Source organism: Sulfuricella sp., from assembly GCF_035531155.1.
Taxonomy (GTDB): domain Bacteria; phylum Pseudomonadota; class Gammaproteobacteria; order Burkholderiales; family Sulfuricellaceae; genus Sulfuricella.
Genome location: NZ_DATKTK010000027.1, coordinates 28,684 through 50,929 on the forward strand (window position 1 = coordinate 28,684; position 22,246 = coordinate 50,929).

Below are 22,246 nucleotides of genomic sequence, written 5' to 3' on the forward strand. Positions count from 1 at the left end.
CGATGGTCGAAGCGGTGGGTGATTCAGGACGCTTCTCAGGCCTTGAACGCCAGAAATTCCTCGAACATCGACTTCGCCCACTGAACATCTTCGCCCATCGGGTTCGGGTCATGGAATTGTTTGACGGACTGAGCGATGAGCCCGTCGCCGCGAAATTTGTAGCGGGAATCGATGCGGATCGCTTCCATCGGATCGATGCTGGAAAACACGTAACAAGCGCCGTCTGGAAGCAGCGGTTCCGGCGCAACTCCCTTGGCGCGGGCGGCGATCTCGCGGGCGGCGATACGGCCCAGTCGGTTGGCCATGTGGCCGCTCTTCGGATAATGGCCGAAGAGCGGCGATACTTTATCCATGAGGTCGCCGATCAAGAACACTTTATCGTCCTCCCTGGCATGCAGATGCACCGGATCCTGGTCGGCCCAGCCGGTAGGCTTGCCTTCGCTGTCCTTGGCGATGAGGCCGGCTTTCCACACCAGATCGCCGGCCTGCTGCGGCGCCATGAGGATGGCGTCGTCGAAGCGGATATCGTCGAAATCGGTGGAAATGGTCTTGTTGAAAGGATCGACGGATTTCACCCTGGCATTGGGCACATAGACGATCTGATCCTGGTACTGTTCGGCGAAAATCCGGCTGAAGCCCAAAAAGCTGGGATTGGGATCGAGGACGATGAGCTTGCCCTTGATCTTGCGGGACTTGAGCGACCAGCCGATCATGCACGCCCGTTCGTAGGGCGAGGGCGGGCAACGGTAAGGCATGGGCGGGATGGTCATGACGAGATCGCCGCCCTTGAAGTTTTCCAGCTTCTCCTTGAGCGCCGCAGGCTCCTTGCCCGGGATGTAGGCGCAGGGATAATTCCCCAGGGTGTGGTCGATGGCGCGGCGGTCGTTGCCGTACCAGGCTTCGTAGTCGTAGCGTATGCCCACGGCGAGGATCAGCCAGTCGTAATCCAGCGTGCCCTGCTCCGTGACGACCCGACGCCTGTCCCGGTCGATGGCCGATACTTCGGTCTGGATGAACGTGTAGCCGTAGGCGCGGGCGGCGGTGGCGTAATCATGGACGAGGAATCGGGTGTCCACGAGATTCACCAGCCACTTGTTGCTCAGGGGGCAGGACCAGAACACCGGGTTCTTTTCCAGCAGGACGACTTCCAGGTCGGGCGCCAAGTCGCGCAGGTGACGGGCAGCGCTCAACCCGCCCCAGCCGCCGCCGACGATGACCACCCGCCGGCCTTTGCCGGGCGGCAGCAGCTCGGCCGCCCGACCGACGAAGGGCGCAGCGCACAGGGCGGCGGATGCGGCAAGGAAAGTGCGGCGGCTAAAGGACATTTTTCTCTTTATCGAGAAGCACTTCTTCAGTCCACCAGTCTCTTGAGATCGTAGGTGCTCGCCTGCTCGCACTTCCCGCCCGATTTGCAGCCTTTCAGCACCCACAGGGAAATCAGCCCGGCAATTTCGTCGGCCCGGCTTTTTCGGGCCATCGCCATCGGCGTGCGCCCCCCTGACGAGACGATGTTGACGTCCGCACCCGCCTCGAGCAGAACTTTCGCGACCTCGATCCGGTTGGTGTAAGCCGCCATGTGCAGCGGGGTGTTGCCATCCATGTCCTTGGCGTTGACGTCGGCACCGGCCGCCAGCAGCGCTTTCACGGCGGTGACGTCGGGATTGGTCGCCGCCAGGTGCAGCGGCGTGCTGCCGAGACCGGTACGCGCGTCCCGCATGGCCGGATTTTCCTTGATGATTCTGGCAACCTCCGCGCCGCTGCCCATCCTCGCGGCATCGTGAATGATCTGGTCGTTTTGGCCGAGCACCTGCTGTGCATGCGCCGCGGAAGCCAATGCGGCGACGGACAGCATGACTATTAACAAACTTGCCCATAATTTGTTCATGGATTTCATTTCACCCTCTCCTTTATGTGGCCTGTTCAAGCCGCCACCTTCAACGTGAAATCGGCATGAATTTCGTCCCACGGCACAAACACTTTGCCGTCCTCGTTTTTCTCGATCAATCCCAGCGCCAACAGTTTCCTTGCATCGGAATGAACGTTACTGTAATTGCGCCCAAGGTTTTTGGCGAGCGCATAAATGGTCATGGGCCCACTAGCCTTGAGTGCCTCCAGCAAAGACCAGCGGGCAGCCGTCAGGTTGGCGAGCAACAGTGGCATGTCGGCAAAATATAGCGCCTCGCGCGGCACGACTTCCTGGCTTGTCTCTGCACGCTTCCATGCCTCCAGGACATCCGCACCCATCTCTTTCAGGGATCTCGTCCCGACTTCAAGCTTCTTCATCATTCACCTCCGCCAATTTTTTCACATCGCCGAGAAAATCTGTCACCAGTTGTTCCGGGCTAACAAACTTATAGGGATACTCTTCTTCCCCATAGTGGATATGATCGCCTTTGCCGGTTTCATTATCGTAACGCACAATGCAACGCCCCTCATTCCCGCAATAAAACCGGTATTTCAACCTGTGCGGACGATCTGCCGTGGGCTTTGGTAACAGCCAAAGCACCATCTCAACCACCACGCCGTTTGGATAAATTTTCTTGAGGTCGCGGATCAGCTTTGCCTTCATATATCGTATTGTAGCAATATATTGTTAATGCGCAATACAACGTTCAACCCCGCTCGCTAAGCAACGCGCCGCCCCGTATAATTGGCCGCATTCTGGCAACTCACCCATCTTCCACCTGTGACCTCGCAGCACTTTTTCATCGACGGACCGGCAGGCAGGCTGGAAGCGGCTGCCGCCATGCCCAGCGGCGAATGCCGCGGCATCGCCCTGGTCGCCCATCCCCATCCGCTGTATGGCGGCACCATGGACAACAAGGTGGTGGCCACCCTGGCCAAGACTTTCAGCCGCCTCGGGCTGGCCGCATTTCGCCTCAACTTCCGCGGTGTCGGGCAAAGCGACGGGGAGTTCGATCAGGGCATCGGCGAAACCGGGGACATGCTGGCGCTGGCCGGTCATGCCCGGCACGAGTTGGGCGAGCTGCCCATCATGCTGGCCGGCTTTTCCTTCGGCGGCTACGTCCAGACCCGGGTGCTGGAACGGGTTGAAGCGCAACGGCTGGTGCTGGTCGCCCCGGCGGTGAAACACTTCAAGATCGGCCCGGTGCCGGCCGATACGCTGGTGATCCACGGCGAACAGGACGAAGTCGTGCCGCTCGCCGACGTGCTCGACTGGGCGCGGCCACAGAACCTGCCGCTCACCGTGGTGCCGGGCGCGGGGCATTTTTTCCATGGCCAGCTTAACCTGCTGGCCAGAATAGTATCCGACACATGCTTCCGCCTCCTTTAATTGATATCATGAATTTTCACTTCCTCGTGTCGGCGTCCAGCGACAATCGCGGACGGTCGCACCTTCCTTCGGAAGGCACTGCTCCCTGCTCATGCCGCTGCTGAACATCCACAACCTGCGCAAGTCCTATGGCCCGCTCGAAGTGGTGGCCGGGATCGACCTCGCCGTGAAAAAGGGCGAGTGCTTCGGCCTGATCGGGCCGAATGGAGCCGGCAAGACCACCACCCTGCGCCTGGCGCTGGGGCTGACTTCACCGGATGGCGGCACGATTTCCATGCTCGGCCTGCCGGTTCCCGGCAAGGCGCGCGAGGCGAGGACGCGGGTGGGGGTGGTGCCGCAGATGGACAACCTCGATCCCGACTTCACGGTGCGTGAAAACCTGCTGGCCTATGGCCGCTATTTCGGCATGAAGGATGCCGAGACCGCCGAGCGCATCCCGGCCCTGCTCGAATTCGCCGGCCTCGAACACCGCGCCGACGCACGCATCGACACCCTCTCCGGCGGCATGAAGCGGCGCCTTACCCTGGCGCGGGCACTGGTCAACGACCCTGATCTGATCTTTCTGGACGAACCGACCACCGGCCTCGACCCCCAGGCGCGCCACATGATGTGGCAGGGCTTGCGGCGGCTGCTCAACCAAGGCAAGACCATCCTGCTCACCACCCATTTCATGGAAGAAGCGGAGCGCCTGTGCGACCGGATCGCGATCATGGATCATGGCAAGATCATCGCCACCGGCAGCCCGCATGAATTGATCGGAAACCACATTGAACCCCAGGTGGTGGAAGTCTATGGTGAAGGGGTGGCGGACTGGACGGCGGCACATGGCAGCACTTATTGCGACCGCGTCGAAAGGGTCGGCGAAACCGTGTTCTGCTATACCCGCAACAGCGAGGCGCTGGTGCAGCAATTGCGCAACCGGACCGACCTGCGCTATCTGAACCGCCCGGCCAGCCTGGAAGATGTGTTTCTCAAGCTGACCGGGCGCGACTTGCGCGATTAGCTGTGAAGAAGAAGGAGAAGAAATCATGAGAATTTTGCGGGAATTCAAGGAATTTGCGGTCAAGGGCAACGTGGTTGACCTCGCTATCGGCATCATCATCGGCGCGGCATTCGGCAAGATCGTCACGTCCTTCGTCAACGACATCCTGATGCCGCCGATCGGCAAGCTGCTGGGCGGTTTCGACTTCAGCAACCTGTTCATCAACCTTTCGGACAAATCGGTGACCACCTTGGCGGAGGCCAAGGCCGCGGGGATCGCGACGATCAATTACGGCCTGTTCCTCAACACCCTGATTGATTTCACCATCGTCGCCGCCGCCGTTTTCATCCTGGTGCGCCAGATCAACCGCCTCAAAGCAGAGGAACCCGCCGCTGCACCGGCGACCAAGGAGTGCCCTTATTGCCTCAACGCCATTCCGGTCAAGGCTACCCGTTGCGGCCACTGCACCTCGGAATTGAAATGAAGCGGCTGCCATGACCGGATTCTGGGCTCTGCCCACCCTGAGCCTGCGCTTCATCCCGGTATGGCGGCGCAATTTCCTGGTATGGCGCAAGCTCGCCATCCCCTCCATCCTCGGCAATCTGGCCGACCCGGCCTTTTACATGCTGGGCTTGGGCTACGGCTTGGGCGGCCTGCTGCCCGAAGTGGGCGGCGTGCCCTACATGACCTTCCTCGCAGCCGGCACGGTGTGCTACAGCACCATGAACAGCGCCACTTTCGAGGTGCTCTACTCGGGCTTCTCGCGCATGCACGTGCAGAAAACCTGGGAGGCCATCCTCAACACACCGCTGACCCTGGACGACGTGCTGCTCGCCGAACTGCTCTGGGCCACCAGCAAGAGCCTGCTCTCCGGCCTCGCGATCCTGGTCATCGTCTGGGCGCTGGGCCTGGCGGGTTTCGGCCAGACCCTGTGGCTGATCCCGCTGATCATCCTGATCGGCTTCTGCTTCGCCGGCATGGGGCTGGTAATGAACGCGCTTTCGCCCAACTACGATTTCTTCATGTACTACTTCACCCTGGTGATCACGCCGATGGTGCTGCTGTGCGGGGTGTTCTACCCGGTCGACCAGCTGCCGCCATGGCTACAGACGGTATCAGTCTGGCTGCCGCTGACCCATGCCATCGCACTGGCCCGCCCGCTGGTGCAAGGCGGTGCACCGCAGCAAGTGCTCGCTCACGTTCTGGCGCTGCTCGCCTATGGCGGCGTCGGCTTTTATATCGCGCTGGTGCTGACCCGGCGCAGACTACTGAAATGAAAAACCCTGAAACGCAAAGACGCGAAGGCGCAAAGAAAAGCAACATAAGAACTAATGGTTGCTCACCTTCCGGGTTACTGGCTGACGCTCAAATCTCAATGATTCCCTTCGCGTTCTTTGCGCCTTTGCGGTTCATCTGCTTTTTCTAGGATATTGCAATGGAAACCACCCAACATTTTTTCGCCCCCTGCCCGCGCGGCCTGGAAGCCCCATTGGCGGCCGAGCTGGAAAAGCTCGGCGCAGCCGCCATTGAACCCACCGACGGTGGCGTCGGCTTTGCCGGCGACCTGGCGCTATGCTATCGCGTCAACCTGTGGAGCCGTGTCGCCAGCCGCGTCCTGTGGCGACTGGCAGAGCAGTCCTACCGCAGCGAGGAAGACATCTACCGCGCCGCGCTGGCCCTGTCCTGGCCGAGCTATTTCAATGTTGAACAGACCTTCCGCGTCAAGGTCAGCGCGATTCGGTGCCCGCTGCGCAGCCTGGATTTCGTCACCCTGAAAATCAAGGACGCCGTCTGCGACAAGTTCCGCACCGCAGGCGGCGAACGGCCGAGCATCGACACCGCCGCGCCGGACATGCGGGTATACGCCTTCCTCACCGCAGACCGGGTGTCGCTTTACCTCGATACCTCGGGCGAGGCGCTGTTCAAGCGCGGCTACCGCAAGGAGCAGGGCGAAGCGCCGCTGCGCGAAAATCTGGCAGCGGGGATCTTGCATCTCGCCGGCTGGCAACCGGGGATGCCACTGCTCGACCCGATGTGCGGCAGCGGCACCTTCCTCATCGAGGCCGCCCAGATGGCGCTCAACATCGCGCCCGGCGCGGAACGCTGGTTCGCTTTCGAGCACATGAAAAATTTCGACCCTACGACATGGGATGCGATTTACCAGGAAGCCGCTGCGGCAGAACTGCCGAAAACACCATTACCTATCTACGGCAGCGACGTTTCCAGCACCGTGCTGATGGCGGCGCGCGCCAACCTGGCGGCCGCCGGACTGGAGGAAGTGGTGACCTTGAAGCAGATCAACATGCTCGACGTCACGCCGCCCGCGCCGACCGGCGTACTGGTCACCAACCCGCCCTACGCAGTGCGCATCGGCGAACAGGAAGAAATGGCGCAGCTTTACCCCAAGATCGGCGACCTGCTCAAGCAGAAATTCGGCGGCTGGCGCGCCTGCTTCCTCAGCGCGGACATGCGCCTTGCCAAACTGATCCGGCTTTCCGTGTCGCGCCGCATTCCGCTTTTCAACGGCGCACTGGATTGCCGCCTATTCGTGTACGACATGGTGGCCGGATCGAACCGCAAAATGAAAAAAGAGACCGGGCCGGATGGAGCCGAGCCGGTTTCCGTGCCACAATAGTCGAAGACTATTCAGAAAGGCACACCATGTTGACCCCACCTCCAAAACTGACCCCCGACCTCGTGGCGGAACTGAACTTCCTCGCCCACTTCGATCTCGACACCATGCAGGAAGGCATCAAGGTACACAAAGACGCCGAGCCCTCGGTGATCGCCGCAGTGCAGCGGCTGCATGACAAGAAACTGGTAACCCTGGCCGACGGCGGCTACCTCACCGCTCTCGGCCGCGAAGTGGCGGAAGCGCTCCAGGCGACGCTGACCATTCTCACCGCAAAATAGCCGATGACGCCGCAGATCAGTGAACTGATCGAGCGGATCAGGGGGCTCGAGGAAGAACTTGAACTAGAGCTCGCCAAAAAGCGGGACGAGCTGCGCTTCAGCCTGGAAAACCGCAAGGCTCTTTTCGAAAATGAAGTCCTGCTGAAGTACAAGCAGCTCAGGATCAGCCTGCTGCGCTACGTCCTGCATGCGAAACCGCGCCATATCCTCACCGCACCGATTATCTACTCAATGTTTTTCCCACTGCTGCTGCTGGATGCCTTCGTCTTTCTGTACCAGCTCATCTGTTTCCCGATTTACGGCATCTCCAAGGTCAGGCGTCGTGACTACCTGATCTTCGACCATCAGGACCTCGCCTACCTGAACATCCTCGAGAAGATCAACTGCGCCTATTGCTCCTACGCCAATGGCCTCATGTCCTACATCAAGGAAATCGTGGCGCGGACGGAGCAGTACTGGTGCCCGATCAAGCACGCCCGGCGAATACTGCAGGCCCATTCGCGCTACAGCCGCTTCACCGATTACGGCGATGGGGCCGCCTATCGCAACGAACTGAAAAACATCCGCTGCGATTTCGGCAGCAACGAAAAGGAAGAAAAAGGATGATCAAGCACATCGTCATGTGGCGGCTCAGGGAGGAAGCCGGCGACAAGGCTGCCAACGCGCTGGAGCTGAAGCGCCAGCTGGAAAGCCTCAACGGCCGAATCCCCGGCCTGCTCAAGCTGGAAGTCGGCATCGATTTCAGCAAGGAAGGCGAGTCCTCCGACGTGGTGCTGTACTCCGAATTCGAGAGCAATGCCGCACTGCAGGCCTACCAGGTGCATCCTGCGCACAACGAAGTCATCCCCTTTGTGAAAGCGGTCCGCGGCGAGCGCCGGGTGGTCGATTATGAAGCCTGAGTCCACCGATCAATCCAACCAAGGAACCCCAATGACCCCCCGCAATACTGGAAGAAAAATCGCCTTCGGCTTCGCCGTCGCCTCCTTCGTCAGCATGGTCGTGAGCCTGGCGATCCTCATCTACTTGCTGGCAACACGCGGCAGCGGCGATGTCGTCACTGCCAGCATGTTCGCCACCACCTTGTTCTTCCTCAGCTGCGGCATCGTGCTCTACCTGATGAGCAAGCCGCCACGCTACAAGCTGGAACCGTGGGACAGCGTTGACCCGTCCGAATAAATCCGTTCCCGCCATGGCCGCACTTTGGGTCCTGGTCTATTTCGCCACCCTGATCTGGTCGGGCACCCACCCCAAGGACGCCCTCACCTGGCTGCTCGAAGTCCTGCCGGCAATGATCGCCTTCGTGCTGCTGGCGGCCACGCGCCGCCGCTTCCCCTTAACGCCGCTGGCCTATTTCCTGATCCTGATTCACGGCCTGATCCTGATGGTCGGCGGGCATTACACCTATGCCGAAGTGCCCCTGCTCGACCCGCTCGGAGATTATTTTGGCTGGCAGCGCAACAATTACGACAAGCTCGGCCATCTCGCCCAGGGCTTCGTCCCGGCCATCGTGGCGCGGGAGATCCTGCTGCGCAACGCCGTGGTCGCATCGGGGAAATGGCTGTTCTTCATCGTCGTCTGCATCTGCCTGGCAATCAGTGCATTTTACGAATTGGTCGAGTGGTGGGTGGCGCTGGCGTCGGAGCAGGCAGCCGAAGCCTTCCTCGGTACCCAGGGCTACGTCTGGGACACCCAGTCGGACATGGCTTATGCGCTGCTCGGCACCATCGCCGCGCTGGCTTTACTGAGCAGGATGCACGACCGGCAAATCAGGAAACTATCCAAAGAAACATCTGAATGAAGCGCTGCAGCTGGATCAAACCTTCCGTGCGACAATCGTCGCAAACACCTTCTCGGTATTGTCCGGCGCGGAAAAGCTCTGGTAGTTTAATTCCAGCACTTTCCAGCCCGCGAAGAGGTACATGAGTTCATCCCGGCCAAACAGATAATAGTGGTCCGGCTGGAACATGCCGAGATAAGTCGTGCCTTCGATCAGGACGTTGATCACAGCGCATCCGCCGGGCTTCACGTGCCGCTGGATTTCCTCGAGCAGCTCCAGTGCCCGCGCCCGGTCGAAGAACATCAGCAGCCCGATCGCCGCGATGGAATCGAACGACCCGTCGATTGAGTAGTTTCCCAGATCGGCCTGAACCCCTTGCAGTGCCAGCTTCTCCTGTTCTGCAACCCGCTGGATATGCGCAACCGCAGTCGGACTGGCATCGACCGCCACCACGGAGGCGCCACGCCGCGCCGCCTCGACGCTCAAATTGCCCAGCCCGCAACCCAGATCCAGCACGCTGCCCGTCAAATGCGGCAGCACCGCCGCCTCGAACGGGTTGAGGGCAAAGCTCTGCTCGCTGACCTGTTTCTGGAACTGCTTGTCGAAAAAATCAACGGGATGGTTGGCGTCCATGCAGGCTCCTTCTTAATTGTTTTCTTTCATGGTCATGCCGGCCTCTTTCGCCTGCCGGTCGGCATGGTAGCTCGAGCGCACCATCGGCCCACAGGCGGCGTTGGAAAAACCCATTTCTTCAGCTGCGGCAGCGTAGCGATCGAACTGGGCCGGCTCGACGAATCGCATCACCGGCAGGTGGTGCCGGGTCGGCTGCAAATACTGGCCGATGGTCAGCATCTCCACGCCATGGGCGCGCAGGTCGCGCATCACTGCCAGAATTTCCTCATCGGTTTCACCTATCCCCACCATCAGGCCGGACTTGGTGGGGATGTGCGGGTAGCGCCGCCGGAATTCCTGCAGCAGCTTCAACGAGTGGACGTAGTCGGCGCCGGGGCGGGCCTGCTTGTAAAGACGCGGCACGGTTTCCAGGTTGTGGTTGAGGACGTCGGGCAGGTCAGCCGCCAGCGCATCCAGCGCGACGTCCAGCCGGCCGCGAAAATCCGGCACCAGGGTTTCGATGCGGGTGTGCGGAGACTGCTCGCGGGTGGCGCGAATGCAGGCGGCGAAGTGGCTGGCGCCGCCGTCGCGCAGGTCGTCGCGGTCGACGCTGGTGATCACCACGTAATTCAGGCCCATCACCGCAACCGAGTTGCCGATCTGCGCAGGCTCCTCAACTTCGGGCGGCAGCGGCGTGCCATGGGCGACGTCGCAGAACGGGCAACGGCGCGTGCACAGGTCGCCCAGGATCATGAAGGTAGCGGTGCCGTGGCTGAAGCATTCGCCGATGTTGGGGCAGGACGCTTCCTCGCACACGGTGTGCAGGTTGCGGCTGCGCAGGATCTGTTTGATCTCCTGGTATTTGGCCGAGGTCGGCGCCTGGGCTCGGATCCAGCTCGGCTTGCGCAGCGGCTCGGAAGGGATGATCTTGATCGGGATGCGCGCGGTTTTCGCAGCGCCTGTTTGTCTGTTTTCAGCCATTTTCATTCCTAAGCCGGCCAAGCCGGAACCCAAAAAATATTTACCGCAGAGGCGCGGAGGCGCAGAGGTTTCGCTGAGAAAGGCTGGGCTTTCCTGGTTTCCCCTTGCATTGTTTTTCTCAGCGCCTCTGCGCCTCCGCGGTTAAAGATCTTGTTTCAATTTCTCAATTAATTTTTTGCCGACAACCTCAAGATTATCGGTGATGCCGACATCGCGGCACTGCGTCACCGCCAGCCCTTCGTAACCGCAGGGGTTGATCGCCGCGTACGGGGACAGATACATGTCCACGTTCAGGCACAGTCCGTGGTAACAGCAGCCGTTCTTGATGCGCAGCCCAAGCGCGGCGATCTTGGCTTTGCCGACATAGACACCCGGCGCCTTGTCGCGCCGCTCGGCCCTGGTTTCATATCCCGCCAGCAGGTCGATCACCGCTTGCTCCAAGCGCCGCACCAGCTCCTTGACGCCGATATTGCGCCGCTTCAAATCCAGCAGCAGGTAGACGACGATCTGCCCCGGCCCATGGTAGGTGATCTGGCCGCCGCGGTCGATCTTCACGACCGGGATATCGGTGGCGCGCAGCAGGTGCTCCGGCTTGCCCGCCAAGCCCAGAGTATAGACCGGCGGATGCTCAAGCAGCCATAGTTCATCGGGCGTATCCGGCCCGCGTGTGGCGGTGAAATCCTGCATCGCTTGCCAGGTCGGCAGGTATTCGACCAGACCCAGATGCCTGGTGATGGGTAATGGGTGATGGGTAATGGGTGAAGCGCGCCTCGCCACCGGTTTGTTTTCCACCCATTCCTCATCACCCATCACCCTTCACCCCCTACAGCGCCATCGACACCATCGGGTGGCCGCTGATCTCGCGATACAGGTCGTCGAGCTGGACCTGAGAAACAGCGGTAATGGTGCAGGTCAGGGAAACGTACTTGCCGCTACTGCTTGCCTTCATTTCCACGCTCGCGGCGACGAAATCCGGCGCGTGGCGCAGCACGATTTCCAGCATGGCATCGGCGAAACCCTCTCTCGCTTCGCCCATGATCTTGATCGGGAAGGCGCAGGGGAATTCGAGCAGGGTGGTGCGTTCTTCGGTCATGCCGCCCCCTCATCAATCATCATGCCAATTTTGACTTTCTCGCGTCGATGGCTGGCGTCAATCGCGGTCGGTCGCATCCAGCCTGCGGCCGGAACCTGCTTCCTGCTCATGCCGCTGCCCTCATCACGGTGTTCTTGTAATCCTGGTAAAGGTGGTACATCTGGCGGAACAGCGGACCCGGCTTGCCATCCGCGACGGGCTTGCCGTCCAGGTGGGTGATCGCCAGGACTTCCTTGGTCGAGGAGGTGAGCCACAGCTCCTGCGCCGTCCTCACTTCATGCTCACTAATGCGTCGCACCTCGATTTTGAGGGATGCGGCGGCAGCGAGTTCCAGGATCACGTCGTAGGTGATGCCGGGCAGCATCAGGTTGTCTTTCGGCGGAGCCAGCAGGACATCGTCGCGCACCACGAAGATGTTGCTGGCGGCGCCCTCGGTCAGGAAGCCGTCGCGCAGCAGCAGGGTTTCGGCCGCACCCGCATCTACCGCCAACTGGCGCAGCAATACGTTGGGCAGCAGGGCTATCGCCTTGATGTCGCAGCGCAGCCAGCGGTTGTCCGCCGCGCTCACCACGGCAATGCCGCTTTCCACCAGTTCAGGCGTCGAGGTCACCAGCGGGTTGCTCATCATGAACACCGTCGGCGCCACGCCCGTCGGGAAGGCGTGGTCGCGCTTGGCCACGCCGCGGGTGATATGCAGGTAAACCGACTGGTCCTCGTCCTGGTTGCGCTCGACCAGTTCGCCGATCAGGCGCACCCATTCCTCCTCGCTCAGGGGGTTGCTCAGCCGGATGCCGTCCAGGCTGTGCTGCAGGCGCTTCAGATGCTCGGGCAGTCGGAACGGGCGGCGCGAGTAGACCGGGATCACCTCGTAGACGCCGTCGCCGAAGATGAAACCGCGATCGAGCACCGGCACGCGGGCCTCTTCGATCGGCATGAACCGGCCGTTGAGGTAGATCATTTGAACCACAGCTTCACGCCATCCCAGCCGCGCTTGAAGAAGTTCGCCCTGGCCACACCTTCCAGCGCCACCAGCGGGTATTCGGCATAGGGTTTGTCGTCCAGCGTCAAACGGATGGTGCCGACTTGCTGACCCGCCGGAAGTGGCGCCAGCAAGGGCTGCTTGCTGACCAGCGAGGCCTTGAGGCGTGCATATTGGCCCTTAGGCAGCGAGACGTAGAAATCCTGGGCAACGCCGGCCTTGAGGATGTTTTCGCTGCCTTTCCACACCGGCAGGGTGGCAACAACCTGGCCCTTCTGGTACAAATGGTGGGTGTCGAAATTCTGGAAACCGTAATTCAGCAGTTTCTGGCTCTCGCTGGCACGCATGCTTTCCGAAGTCGTGCCCAGCACTACTGAAAGCAGCCGCCTCGAATCGCGTTTGGCCGAGGCGATCAGGCAAAAGCCGGCGGATTCGGTATGTCCGGTTTTCATGCCGTCGACGGTGGGATCCTGCCACAGCAGGCGGTTGCGGTTGGCCTGGGTGATGTTGTTGTACTTGTATTCCTTCAGCGAATAGAGCGGATAGTATTCGGGGAAATCGCGAATGATCGCCCGTGCCAGCAGGCTTAAATCCCGGGCTGTGGTGTAGTGCTGCGGGTGAGGCAGGCCGGTGGAGTTCATGAAGTGGGTGTTTTTCATGCCCATACGCTGGGCTTCCAGATTCATGCGACGAGCAAACTCTTCTTCGCTGCCGGCGATCCCCTCAGCCAAGGTGATGCAGGCATCGTTGCCGGATTGCACGATCATGCCGCGAATCAGATCGTCCACGGCAACAGGCGTGTTCGGCTGAATGAACATGCGCGACCCCTCGGCGCGCCAGGCCCGCTCCGACACCGGCAACGCCTGGGTGCCTGTGATCACTCCCTGGCGCAGGGCGGCAAAAGTCAGGTAGGCCGTCATCAGCTTGGTGAGCGAAGCCGGCTCCACCCGTTCGTCCCCGCCCCGCTGCTGTAAGGTCTGGCCACTGGATAAGTCCACCAGAATGTAACTTCTGGCAGCGATGTCCGGCGCGGGAGGCGGAGAAATGGCGGGGGGCGCCGCAAACACCGGGAGCGCGGCAAACAACAAGGCTAGAGTGAGGAATTTTTTCATCATGAATAAACCGTTTGATAATTAGCGGGTGGTCAACACTGTTTTGATGTTGAGCGAATTTTTAATCTCGGCGGCAAGCTGGCTGGCTTCAGCCAGGGTCTGAAAAGGCCCGGCGCGCACCCGGAACAGCCCGCCTGACGTGTAGATTTGCAGCTTGTCGGCCAGATGGGCCAGCTCAACCTTGAGCCTGCCACGGAAATGCTCGGCTTTTTCCTGCGCGCCGAACGCACCGAGCTGGATATAGTGGCCGCTACTCGCAACCGATTCCACACGGGTTTTAGTCTGTAGTGGATCGGAATCCCCTAGTGGGGCAACCGGTTGCAAAGGCGCCTCCTGCACTGCGACAACGGATCCCTTGTCGGCCAGCGGAGCGGCGATCGGGGCTTCTGCCGGTTTTGCTGCGGCAGCGTAATTGGCTGGGTCGATCGCCTGCACCTTAACCCGGGTACTGCCGCCGGCGAGCACGCCCAGCTTGTAGGCCGCGGTATAAGACAAATCGATCAGGCGGTCGCTAAGGAACGGGCCGCGGTCATTGACCCGCACCACCACCGACTTGTTGTTCTTCAGGTTGGTGACGCGCGCATAGCTTGGAATGGCCAGGGTGGGATGCGCCGCGGTCATGCCGTACATGTCGTAGACCTCTCCGATCGAGGTTTTCTGGCCGTGGTAACGCCGGCCATACCACGAAGCCACACCGGTTTCCGTATAGGGCTTGAAGCGGGTGTCGGGCGTAAAGGTCTGGCCCAGAACGACGTAAGGCCGGTTGGCGAACTTGTGCAGCGGCTCGACTTTCGGTTCGGCATCGGGAATGGCGTCGAGATTGGCGGGCGGGTTGTCGCCAGGACCATCATTGAGGTAATAGCCGCCACCCTTTTTGGTCACCACGGCCGGTTTTCCCGGCTTGGCGACAACCGGTGCATCCTGCCGTGGCGCGACGCTGCCGCAGCCGGCCAGAAGGGCGAGGAGTGAAACAAGCAAAATCCAGCGGGACGATTTCATTATGACTGCACCAGTTTCCGGTGGGTTTGAATACTCATCAAAATACCAAATCCAACCAGCAGTGTCACCATGGAGGTCCCGCCGTAGCTGATCAGTGGCAGCGGCACGCCGACCACGGGCAGGATGCCGCTCACCATGCCGATGTTGACGAAGGCATAGGTGAAGAAAGTCAGCGTAATGCTGCCCGCCAGAAGGCGGCTGAACAGGGTCGGCGCCTTGGCGGCAATCACCAGGCCGCGGCCGATTACCAGGACGTACAACGCCAGCAGGATAAGGTTGCCGGCCATGCCGAATTCCTCGGCATAAACGGCAAAAATGAAGTCCGTAGTGCGCTCCGGCAGGAAATCGAGATGAGCCTGCGTTCCGTTGAACCAGCCCTTGCCGAAAATCCCGCCCGACCCTAATGCAATGCTCGACTGGATAATGTGATAACCCGTGCCGAGCGGGTCCTGAGAAGGATCGATCAGAGTCAAGATACGCTGGCGCTGATAGTCGTGCATCAGCGACCACAAAATCGGTGCGCTCGCCGCTCCCATTGCTACCAGCCCAAGTATAATGCGCCAACTCAGGCCGGCCAGAAACAGCACATAGAAGCCGGAGGCGGAGATCAACAAGGCCGTGCCGAGATCCGGCTGTTTCACGATCAGTCCTACCGGCACCACCAGCATCAGGACGGCGACGCCGAAATCCTTGAGGTTGAGGGTTTTTTCGCGCCGGTCCAGGTACCAGGCGAGCATCAGCGGCACGGCCAGTTTCATCATCTCCGAGGGCTGGATGCGGATACCGATATTCAGCCAGCGCCGGGCGCCGTGACTGACGTCTCCGAACAGCGCCACGCCAACCAGCAGCAGCAAGCCCAGGCCATAAACCGGCAGCGCCGCGCGCGCAATGTGCTGCGGCGACACATTGGCGACGACCCACATCGCCACCAGCGCCACCAGCATATTGAGCATCTGGCCGGTGGTCTTGCCAAGGTCCTGGCCGGTGGCGCTGTACAGCACGGTCAGGCCAATTAGCATCAGCATCAGCATAAAGCTCAACAGCAGGCTGTCGATATGCGCAGTCAGCCACAACCAGATACGCCGCAGGTCGATTTTAATCATGTTCCTCCTCTGGCGCCTCGACTGGCAGCGCTGACGGCGGCGCCTTGCCAAGCAGGAAATAGTCCAACACTATTCGGGCGATAGGCCCTGCGATCGAGCCGCCGTGACCGCCGTTTTCCACCAGGATCGCCATGGCAATTTTAGGATCGTCGGCCGGGGCGTAAGCGATGAATAGGGCGTGGTCGCGATTGCGCTCCGACACCCGGCTTTCCACATACTTCTCGGTCTGCTTGATGGCGATCACCTGGGCCGTGCCGGTCTTGCCGGCAGTCAGGTAGGGAGCGCCCGCGCCGACGCGCGCCGCCGTACCGCCCGGCTGGGTGACGGCAATCATCGCTTTCTTCAACAGTTCCAGGTTCTCAGGCTTCAAGGCCAGGGTGGCAACAGGCTTGGCAGCAGGCACCGTCCGTACTTGGTTGGTGCCGGCATCGAGAATCGAGCGCACCAGGTGCGGACGGATAACGGTGCCGTTATTGGCCAATACCGCCGTGGCAAAGGCCAGTTGCAGGGGGGTGGCCAGGTTATAGCCCTGGCCAATGCCGACGCTGATGGTGTCGCCAGAGTACCATTTCTGCTTGTAGCGCTTCATCTTCCACTCGCGCGAGGGTAGCAGGCCGGTGGTTTCACCCTCGATGTCGATGCCGGTCTTCTTTCCGAAGCCGAACTGACCGATGAAGTTGAAGATGTTGTCTGGCCCCAGATCGTTGGCCAGGCCATAGTAGTAAGTGTCACAGGAAATTACGATGGATTTGTGTAAATCCACCGAGCCGTGCCCGCCCACCTTCCAGTCCCTATAACGATGGGCGTTGCCGGGCAGAGTAAAAAAACCCGGGTCGGAGATGGAGTATGAAGGCGTGCGTTTGCCCAGTTCCAGCCCAGCCAGCGCCATGAACGGCTTGAAGGTCGAACCCGGCGGGTACTGCCCACGCAAGGCGCGGTTGTTGAGCGGCTTGTCGAGGGAGTTGTTGAGGGCATCCCAGTTAACCGGATCGATACCATCGATAAACAGGTTGGGGTCGAACCCGGGCTTGCTGATAAAGGCCAGCACCTCGCCGCTCTTCGGGTCGATTGCCACCAGTGCGCCGCGGTACTGTGCGAACGCCTTCTCAGCCACTTCCTGCAAGCGGCTATCGAGCGTGAGGGTCAAGTCGCTCCCTGAAACCGGCGCGCGCCGGCTCAAAGTGCGAATCGCGCGACCGCCGGCGTCGGTTTCCACCTGCTCGAAGCCGGTGACGCCATGCAACTGCTTTTCGTAACTCTGCTCGATGCCGAGCTTGCCGATGTGGTCGCTACCGCGATAATTCGCCATATCTTCCGAGGCTTCCAGCCGATCGAGGTCGGCTTCGTTGATGCGCCCGATATGTCCAATGGCGTGGGAAGCCAGCTCCCCCTTGGGGTAATGGCGGAACAGCCGTGCCTTGATGTCCACGCCGGGAAAGCGGAAGCGGTTGGCAGTAAAGCGGGCAACCTCGATATCGTTCAGACGGGCGCGAATCGGCAGACTCTCAAAATTGCGGCTTTCCTCAATCAGCTTCCTGAAGCGCTTGCGATCGCGCGGCTGGATGTCGACCAGCATTGCCAGCCCGTTGATCGTCGCCTCCAGATCCTTGATTTTGCTCGGCGTGATCTCCAGGGTGTAGGCAGAATAATTATGCGCCAGAACGATGCCGTTGCGGTCGAGGATCAAGCCGCGATTGGGAGCGACGGGAACGATGGAAATACGGTTATTTTCAGCCAGGGTGTGGAAATATTCATGCTGCACCACCTGCAGGAAAAAGAAGCGCGCCACCAGCAGCGTAAACAACAGTACGGCGCCAGCCGCAGCAACGCCAAGCCGCCACCTGAAATAATACAGCTCCCTCTGATGGTTTCTGAGCTCGGTCGGGCGTTTCACTTGTGACCTGCGGAATACACCGAATCAGCACCCGGTTTGCCGCGCTGAGGAAGCAGAAATAGCAGGCTCAAAGCCGGCCACAGCATCGCACCGGTGAGGCCGGGAAGAAAATAACCGGCGCCGGGGAAAACGGCGCCGCCGAACAGCCGAATGATCAACATCGTGGCCTGCAACAGCAGCAGCAGCAGCAGCACGTGAGACGCCTGCTGCCACAGGGTGAAGCGCTGAATACGCCGATGCAGCATGATCGCAACATAGACGCCAAGGATGTAAGCAAAAGCATGCTGCCCCAAAATCACGCCATCACCGACATCCATCAGCAGTCCGGCGATCCAGGCCGCGGCAAACCCCAATTTTCGCGGTTCACGGATAGCCCAGAACAGGAGGGCCAGGGCGACAAAATCCGGACGAAACAACAGTGCCAGCCCATACCAGGGCAACAGATTGAGCAGTAACCCGCTCAGCAGCGTAAGCAAGATAAATTTTCTGCTGGCGGGTTTGAGCAGCTCCGGCGCTCCGGGGTAATGCATATCGTTAGCCCCTCTTCTTTTTCAAAACCGGCCCCTTGCCATCGCTTGTTCCCACAGCAGCGGGGTTGGCGGGCCCAGGCTTCTGAAACCGCCGCACTTCGCCGATCAGAATTAAAAGCTGCTTGTGGCGGTTCACGCCTGCGCTCGGCATGCACGTAATCTTGGCGAAAGACGCATTGCGCTCGATTTTCGATACCACCGCCACCGGCAACCCGGCAGGATAAACACCATCGATACCGGAGGTAACCAGGATGTCGCCGTTCTGGATATCTGCATTGGCCGCCATGAAAGGCAGCTCCAGCGCACCATCCTGGCCATGGCCGAAAGCGATGGCACGAGCGCCATTGCGAACGATTTCAACAGGAATTGCCTGGTCCTTGTCGGTGAGCGGGGTGATTTCGCTGCTGAATGGATAGACCTGGGTGACCTGGCCGATCACGCCAATATCGTCGAGTGCCGGCTGGCCAGCCTGGACTTTATGGTTCGAGCCTTTGTCCACGGTAATTTTCTGGGAAAACGGATCGCGTCCGGCATAGATGATTTCAGCCACCACCACGCTTTCACCGCGCTGCTGCTGAACACCGAGGATTTTTCGGAGATGAACATTTTCCGCTTGCATCGCTTGCATACGCTGCAACTGTGCCGCCTGCACCAACTGCCGCTGCCGGTGCATGGCATTCTCGTTTTGCAGGCGCGCCTGAGTAACGAAAAAGTTGCCGGTCCGGTCGAGAAGTTCAGCGGGGGTCATGGCCAGACGCTGCAGAGGAGCAACCGCAACCGAAATCAATTGGCGCAGGGAATCCAGTGCGTTCAAACGAGCATCCAACACCATGAGCACCAGGGAAATCAAGGCGAAAAAGACGAAACGCGTCAGTGGGCTGGGCCCGTGCTTGAAAAAGGGCGGCGCCTGGTGATCCATTCAGCCTGTAGGGTGGGCACGTTTTTGTGCCCACGCGGCCAAAGAAGTTATTTCCGCGTGGGCACAAAAACGTGCCCACCCTACATGCTTAATCATTCGTGAAGACGCCACCCAACTTGTCCATTTCCTCGAGCGCCCGGCCGCTGCCGCGCACCACGCAGGTGAGCGGGTCTTCGGCGACGATCACCGGCAGCCCGGTCTCTTCCATCAACAGACGATCCAGGTCGCGCAGGAGCGCGCCGCCGCCGGTCAGAACCATGCCCTTTTCGGCGATGTCCGCGCCCAGCTCCGGCGGGGTTTGCTCCAGAGCCGACTTGACCGCACTGACGATGCTGTTGAGCGGGTCGGTCAGGGCTTCGAGGATTTCGTTGCTGGAAATAGTGAAGCTGCGCGGGATGCCTTCGGCAAGATTGCGCCCTTTTACTTCCATTTCGCGCACTTCGCTGCCGGGGAAGGCGGAGCCGATCTCTTTCTTGATTTTCTCGGCCGTGGCTTCGCCGATCAGCATGCCGTAGTTGCGGCGGATGTAGTTGATGATGGCTTCGTCGAACTTGTCGCCACCGACCCGTATCGATGTGGCATAGACGATGCCGCCGAGAGAGATCACGCCGACCTCGGTGGTACCGCCGCCGATATCCACCACCATCGAGCCGGTCGCCTCCGCCACGGGCAGATCGGCGCCGATCGCCGCCGCCATCGGCTCCTCGATCAGGTATACCTGACGCGCGCCCGCGCCGATCGCGGATTCGCGGATGGCGCGCCGCTCCACCTGAGTCGACCCGCAGGGCACGCAGATGATGATGCGCGGGCTGGGAGAGAGCATGCGCGAATCATGGATTTTCTTGATGAAGTACTTGAGCATCTGCTCGGTGATGGTGAAGTCGGCAATCACGCCGTCTTTCATCGGGCGGATCGCGGTGATGTTGCCCGGCGTGCGGCCCAGCATCTGCTTCGCCTCCATGCCCACCGCCTGGATGGTTTTTTTCGAAGAAGGCCCGCCTTCCTGGCGAATCGCCACCACCGAGGGCTCGTCCAGCACGATACCTTTGCCACGCACGAAAATCAGGGTGTTGGCGGTACCCAGATCGATGGCCAGGTCGTTGGAAAAATATCCGCGTAAGAATCCAAACATCATTGCTTAATTCCAGTGAATGAGGTGCGTCGGTTAAATGAAACATGATACCATTTTATGCGTAACGCTTTGAAGTTCTCCGGGTGAATTTTATGTCATTGAATCTGGCCGATGTAAAGCGCATTGCCCATCTTGCCCGCATTGCGGTGGAAGAGGACGAAATGCCGGGCTATTTGCAGCAACTCTCCAACATCCTCAGCCTGGTCGAGGAAATGCAGGCCGTCGATACTACCGGCGTCGAGCCGATGGCGCACGCCCAGGACGTGGTGCTCCGCCTGCGCAGCGACGTTGCCACGGAAACCGACCGCCGCGCCGCCTACCAGGCCGTCGCGCCGCAAGTCGAAGCCGGCCTCTATCTGGTCCCCAAAGTCATTGAGTGATGGGTGACGGGGAATGAGTGATGAGGGGCGTTCCCCATCACCCATTCCCCTACCCGTTACTGGAATTAAAGAAAATGATCAACACATCGCTAAAAGAACTCTCGGCCCAGTTGGCCGCAAAGAAGATCTCCAGCGTCGAACTGACGCAGACTTTCCTCGATCGCATCAGGGAGCTAAACCCCAAACTCAACGCCTTCATCACTATAGACGAAAACAAAAGTCTGGCGCAGGCCAAGGCCGCTGATGCATTGATCGCATCCGGCAAGGCCGGGCCGCTCACCGGCATTCCGGTGGCGCAGAAGGACATTTTCTGCGCCGAGGGCTGGCTCTCCACCTGCGGCTCGAAGATGCTGCACAATTTCGTCTCCCCTTATGACGCCCATGTGATCGAACAATTCAATCACGCCGGCGCGGTCAACCTGGGCAAGACCAACATGGACGAATTCGCCATGGGCTCGTCCAACGAAACCTCGTATTACGGCAAGGTGAAGAACCCTTGGGACCTCGACGCCGTCCCCGGCGGCAGCTCGGGCGGATCGGCTGCGGCAGTCGCTGCGCGGCTGTGCCCGGCCGCCACCGGCACCGACACCGGCGGCTCGATCCGCCAGCCCGCGGCGCTCACCGGCATCACCGGCATCAAGCCGACCTATGGCGTGGTGTCGCGCTACGGCATGATCGCCTTCGCCTCCTCGCTCGACCAGGGCGGGCCGATGGCGAAGAGCGCCGAGGATTGCGCGCTGCTGCTCAACGTGATGGCCGGCTTCGACGCGCGCGACTCGACCAGCCTGGAGCGGGAAAAAGAGGATTACGGCCGCGACCTGGAGCAGCCGCTCAAGGGGCTGCGCATCGGCCTGCCCAAGGAATACTTCGCCGCAGGGCTTGCCGCCGACGTGGCGCAAGCCATCGAAGCCGCCCTGGCGGAATACCGGAAGCTGGGTGCGCAAACCGTTGAGGTATCGCTTCCCAACAGCAAGCTGGCGGTGCCGGTGTATTATGTCCTCGCCCCCGCGGAAGCCTCCTCCAACCTCGCCCGCTTCGACGGCGTGCGCTACGGCTACCGCGCCCCGGAATACAGCGACCTGATGGATATGTACCAGAAGACCCGCTCCCAAGGCTTCGGTGCGGAAGTGAAACGGCGCATCATGATCGGCACCTATGTGCTGTCCGCCGGCTATTACGACGCCTATTACCTGAAAGCACAGAAGCTGCGCCGCCTGATCGCGCAGGACTTCACCAACGCCTTCGCACAGTGCGACATGATCATGGGACCCACCGCGCCGACCACCGCGTTCAACCTGGGCGAGAAAAGCGACGACCCGGTTTCGATGTACCTCTCCGACATCTACACCATCGCCGTCAACCTCGCCGGCCTGCCGGGCATGTCCGTGCCCGCCGGCTTCGGCGCCAACGGCAGGCCGGTCGGTTTGCAGATCATCGGCAACTATTTCAGCGAAGCGAAAATGCTCAACGTCGCGCACCAGTATCAGCTGGCGACCGACTGGCATTTGCGGATGCCGCAGGGGATTTGATGCTTTAAATTGAACC

General features: G+C 60.5%; 28 protein-coding genes. 12 read left to right on the top strand and 16 right to left on the bottom strand.

The window, feature by feature from the left end; translation table 11 throughout:
• Positions 1–35: 35 nt before the first annotated feature.
• Genes VMV64_RS05645 through VMV64_RS05660 form a run of 4 tightly spaced genes read right to left on the bottom strand, consistent with a single transcriptional unit; the run spans position 36 to position 2,569 of the window.
• Positions 36–1,325: an FAD/NAD(P)-binding oxidoreductase gene (locus VMV64_RS05645; RefSeq protein WP_325328979.1), complete on the bottom strand. Its 1,290-nt coding sequence runs from the start codon at positions 1,323–1,325 to the stop codon at positions 36–38.
• Positions 1,326–1,351: 26 nt separating this feature from the next.
• Entirely contained in the window at positions 1,352–1,894 is a 543-nt protein-coding gene (locus VMV64_RS05650; protein ID WP_325328980.1) for an ankyrin repeat domain-containing protein, read from the bottom strand.
• A gap of 26 nt (positions 1,895–1,920) precedes the next feature.
• Positions 1,921–2,286, bottom strand: a complete 366-nt coding sequence (locus VMV64_RS05655; RefSeq protein WP_325328981.1) for a MarR family transcriptional regulator — start codon at positions 2,284–2,286, stop codon at positions 1,921–1,923.
• On the bottom strand, positions 2,270–2,569 hold the full coding sequence (locus VMV64_RS05660; RefSeq protein WP_325328982.1) for a toxin-antitoxin system TumE family protein: 300 nt from the start codon (positions 2,567–2,569) through the stop codon (positions 2,270–2,272). Before VMV64_RS05660 ends, VMV64_RS05655 begins: the two co-directional genes overlap by 17 nt.
• A gap of 81 nt (positions 2,570–2,650) precedes the next feature.
• Here VMV64_RS05660 and VMV64_RS05665 point away from each other — a divergent pair, with 81 nt between their 5' ends.
• The 10 genes from VMV64_RS05665 (at position 2,651) to VMV64_RS05710 (ending at position 8,988) form a co-directional block, all read left to right on the top strand.
• Positions 2,651–3,295 (top strand): alpha/beta hydrolase, encoded by a 645-nt coding sequence (locus tag VMV64_RS05665; protein WP_325328983.1) that lies wholly within the window; start codon positions 2,651–2,653, stop codon positions 3,293–3,295.
• Positions 3,296–3,386: 91 nt separating this feature from the next.
• A complete protein-coding gene (locus tag VMV64_RS05670) occupies positions 3,387–4,298 on the top strand; it encodes an ATP-binding cassette domain-containing protein (RefSeq protein WP_325328984.1) in 912 nt (303 codons plus the stop codon).
• Between the two features lie 25 nt (positions 4,299–4,323).
• On the top strand, positions 4,324–4,761 hold the full coding sequence (mscL, locus tag VMV64_RS05675) for a large conductance mechanosensitive channel protein MscL (RefSeq protein ID WP_325328985.1): 438 nt from the start codon (positions 4,324–4,326) through the stop codon (positions 4,759–4,761).
• 10 nt (positions 4,762–4,771) lie between these two features.
• Entirely contained in the window at positions 4,772–5,554 is a 783-nt protein-coding gene (locus VMV64_RS05680; protein WP_325328986.1) for an ABC transporter permease, read from the top strand.
• A gap of 158 nt (positions 5,555–5,712) precedes the next feature.
• Positions 5,713–6,912: a THUMP domain-containing class I SAM-dependent RNA methyltransferase gene (locus VMV64_RS05685; RefSeq protein WP_325328987.1), complete on the top strand. Its 1,200-nt coding sequence runs from the start codon at positions 5,713–5,715 to the stop codon at positions 6,910–6,912.
• A 26-nt stretch (positions 6,913–6,938) separates the two neighbouring features.
• Positions 6,939–7,190, top strand: a complete 252-nt coding sequence (locus VMV64_RS05690; protein WP_325328988.1) for a TIGR02647 family protein — start codon at positions 6,939–6,941, stop codon at positions 7,188–7,190.
• 3 nt (positions 7,191–7,193) lie between these two features.
• Entirely contained in the window at positions 7,194–7,796 is a 603-nt protein-coding gene (locus VMV64_RS05695; protein WP_325328989.1) for a hypothetical protein, read from the top strand.
• The gene (locus VMV64_RS05700) at positions 7,793–8,089 is read left to right on the top strand and encodes a Dabb family protein (protein ID WP_325328990.1); all 297 of its coding nucleotides are present in this window, start codon (positions 7,793–7,795) and stop codon (positions 8,087–8,089) included. Before VMV64_RS05695 ends, VMV64_RS05700 begins: the two co-directional genes overlap by 4 nt.
• A gap of 31 nt (positions 8,090–8,120) precedes the next feature.
• A complete protein-coding gene (locus VMV64_RS05705; RefSeq protein WP_325328991.1) occupies positions 8,121–8,366 on the top strand; it encodes a hypothetical protein in 246 nt (81 codons plus the stop codon).
• Between the two features lie 13 nt (positions 8,367–8,379).
• Positions 8,380–8,988 carry a DUF2238 domain-containing protein gene (locus tag VMV64_RS05710; RefSeq protein ID WP_325328992.1) on the top strand — a complete coding sequence of 203 codons (609 nt, stop codon included), beginning with the start codon at positions 8,380–8,382 and terminating at the stop codon, positions 8,986–8,988.
• Between the two features lie 15 nt (positions 8,989–9,003).
• Here VMV64_RS05710 and VMV64_RS05715 read toward each other — a convergent pair whose 3' ends face one another.
• The 12 genes from VMV64_RS05715 to VMV64_RS05770 form a co-directional block, all read right to left on the bottom strand.
• Positions 9,004–9,600 carry a class I SAM-dependent methyltransferase gene (locus VMV64_RS05715; protein ID WP_325328993.1) on the bottom strand — a complete coding sequence of 199 codons (597 nt, stop codon included), beginning with the start codon at positions 9,598–9,600 and terminating at the stop codon, positions 9,004–9,006.
• Positions 9,601–9,612: 12 nt separating this feature from the next.
• On the bottom strand, positions 9,613–10,560 hold the full coding sequence (lipA, locus tag VMV64_RS05720) for a lipoyl synthase (protein ID WP_325328994.1): 948 nt from the start codon (positions 10,558–10,560) through the stop codon (positions 9,613–9,615).
• Positions 10,561–10,701: 141 nt separating this feature from the next.
• On the bottom strand, positions 10,702–11,370 hold the full coding sequence (lipB, locus tag VMV64_RS05725; protein ID WP_325328995.1) for a lipoyl(octanoyl) transferase LipB: 669 nt from the start codon (positions 11,368–11,370) through the stop codon (positions 10,702–10,704).
• A gap of 13 nt (positions 11,371–11,383) precedes the next feature.
• Positions 11,384–11,653, bottom strand: coding sequence for a DUF493 domain-containing protein (locus tag VMV64_RS05730; protein WP_325328996.1), 270 nt, complete (start codon positions 11,651–11,653; stop codon positions 11,384–11,386).
• Positions 11,654–11,759: 106 nt separating this feature from the next.
• On the bottom strand, positions 11,760–12,611 hold the full coding sequence (locus VMV64_RS05735) for a D-amino acid aminotransferase (protein WP_325328997.1): 852 nt from the start codon (positions 12,609–12,611) through the stop codon (positions 11,760–11,762).
• Positions 12,608–13,747 (bottom strand): D-alanyl-D-alanine carboxypeptidase family protein, encoded by a 1,140-nt coding sequence (locus tag VMV64_RS05740; protein ID WP_325328998.1) that lies wholly within the window; start codon positions 13,745–13,747, stop codon positions 12,608–12,610. Before VMV64_RS05740 ends, VMV64_RS05735 begins: the two co-directional genes overlap by 4 nt.
• A gap of 18 nt (positions 13,748–13,765) precedes the next feature.
• Positions 13,766–14,743 carry a septal ring lytic transglycosylase RlpA family protein gene (locus VMV64_RS05745; protein WP_325328999.1) on the bottom strand — a complete coding sequence of 326 codons (978 nt, stop codon included), beginning with the start codon at positions 14,741–14,743 and terminating at the stop codon, positions 13,766–13,768.
• The gene (gene rodA, locus VMV64_RS05750; RefSeq protein ID WP_325329000.1) at positions 14,743–15,846 is read right to left on the bottom strand and encodes a rod shape-determining protein RodA; all 1,104 of its coding nucleotides are present in this window, start codon (positions 15,844–15,846) and stop codon (positions 14,743–14,745) included. The genes VMV64_RS05745 and rodA overlap by 1 nt, the downstream gene beginning before the upstream one ends.
• Positions 15,839–17,740, bottom strand: coding sequence for a penicillin-binding protein 2 (mrdA, locus tag VMV64_RS05755; RefSeq protein ID WP_325329001.1), 1,902 nt, complete (start codon positions 17,738–17,740; stop codon positions 15,839–15,841). The genes rodA and mrdA overlap by 8 nt, the downstream gene beginning before the upstream one ends.
• Positions 17,737–18,270 (bottom strand): rod shape-determining protein MreD, encoded by a 534-nt coding sequence (mreD, locus tag VMV64_RS05760; protein ID WP_325329002.1) that lies wholly within the window; start codon positions 18,268–18,270, stop codon positions 17,737–17,739. Before mreD ends, mrdA begins: the two co-directional genes overlap by 4 nt.
• A gap of 4 nt (positions 18,271–18,274) precedes the next feature.
• On the bottom strand, positions 18,275–19,189 hold the full coding sequence (gene mreC / locus VMV64_RS05765) for a rod shape-determining protein MreC (protein WP_325329003.1): 915 nt from the start codon (positions 19,187–19,189) through the stop codon (positions 18,275–18,277).
• 88 nt (positions 19,190–19,277) lie between these two features.
• Positions 19,278–20,321: a rod shape-determining protein gene (locus VMV64_RS05770; protein WP_325329038.1), complete on the bottom strand. Its 1,044-nt coding sequence runs from the start codon at positions 20,319–20,321 to the stop codon at positions 19,278–19,280.
• 92 nt (positions 20,322–20,413) lie between these two features.
• On the opposite strand from VMV64_RS05770, the gene gatC reads away from it, so the two are divergent.
• Positions 20,414–20,701 (top strand): Asp-tRNA(Asn)/Glu-tRNA(Gln) amidotransferase subunit GatC, encoded by a 288-nt coding sequence (gene gatC, locus VMV64_RS05775; RefSeq protein ID WP_325329004.1) that lies wholly within the window; start codon positions 20,414–20,416, stop codon positions 20,699–20,701.
• A gap of 74 nt (positions 20,702–20,775) precedes the next feature.
• The gene (gene gatA / locus VMV64_RS05780; RefSeq protein ID WP_325329005.1) at positions 20,776–22,230 is read left to right on the top strand and encodes an Asp-tRNA(Asn)/Glu-tRNA(Gln) amidotransferase subunit GatA; all 1,455 of its coding nucleotides are present in this window, start codon (positions 20,776–20,778) and stop codon (positions 22,228–22,230) included.
• The last annotated feature ends 16 nt before the right edge of the window (positions 22,231–22,246 follow it).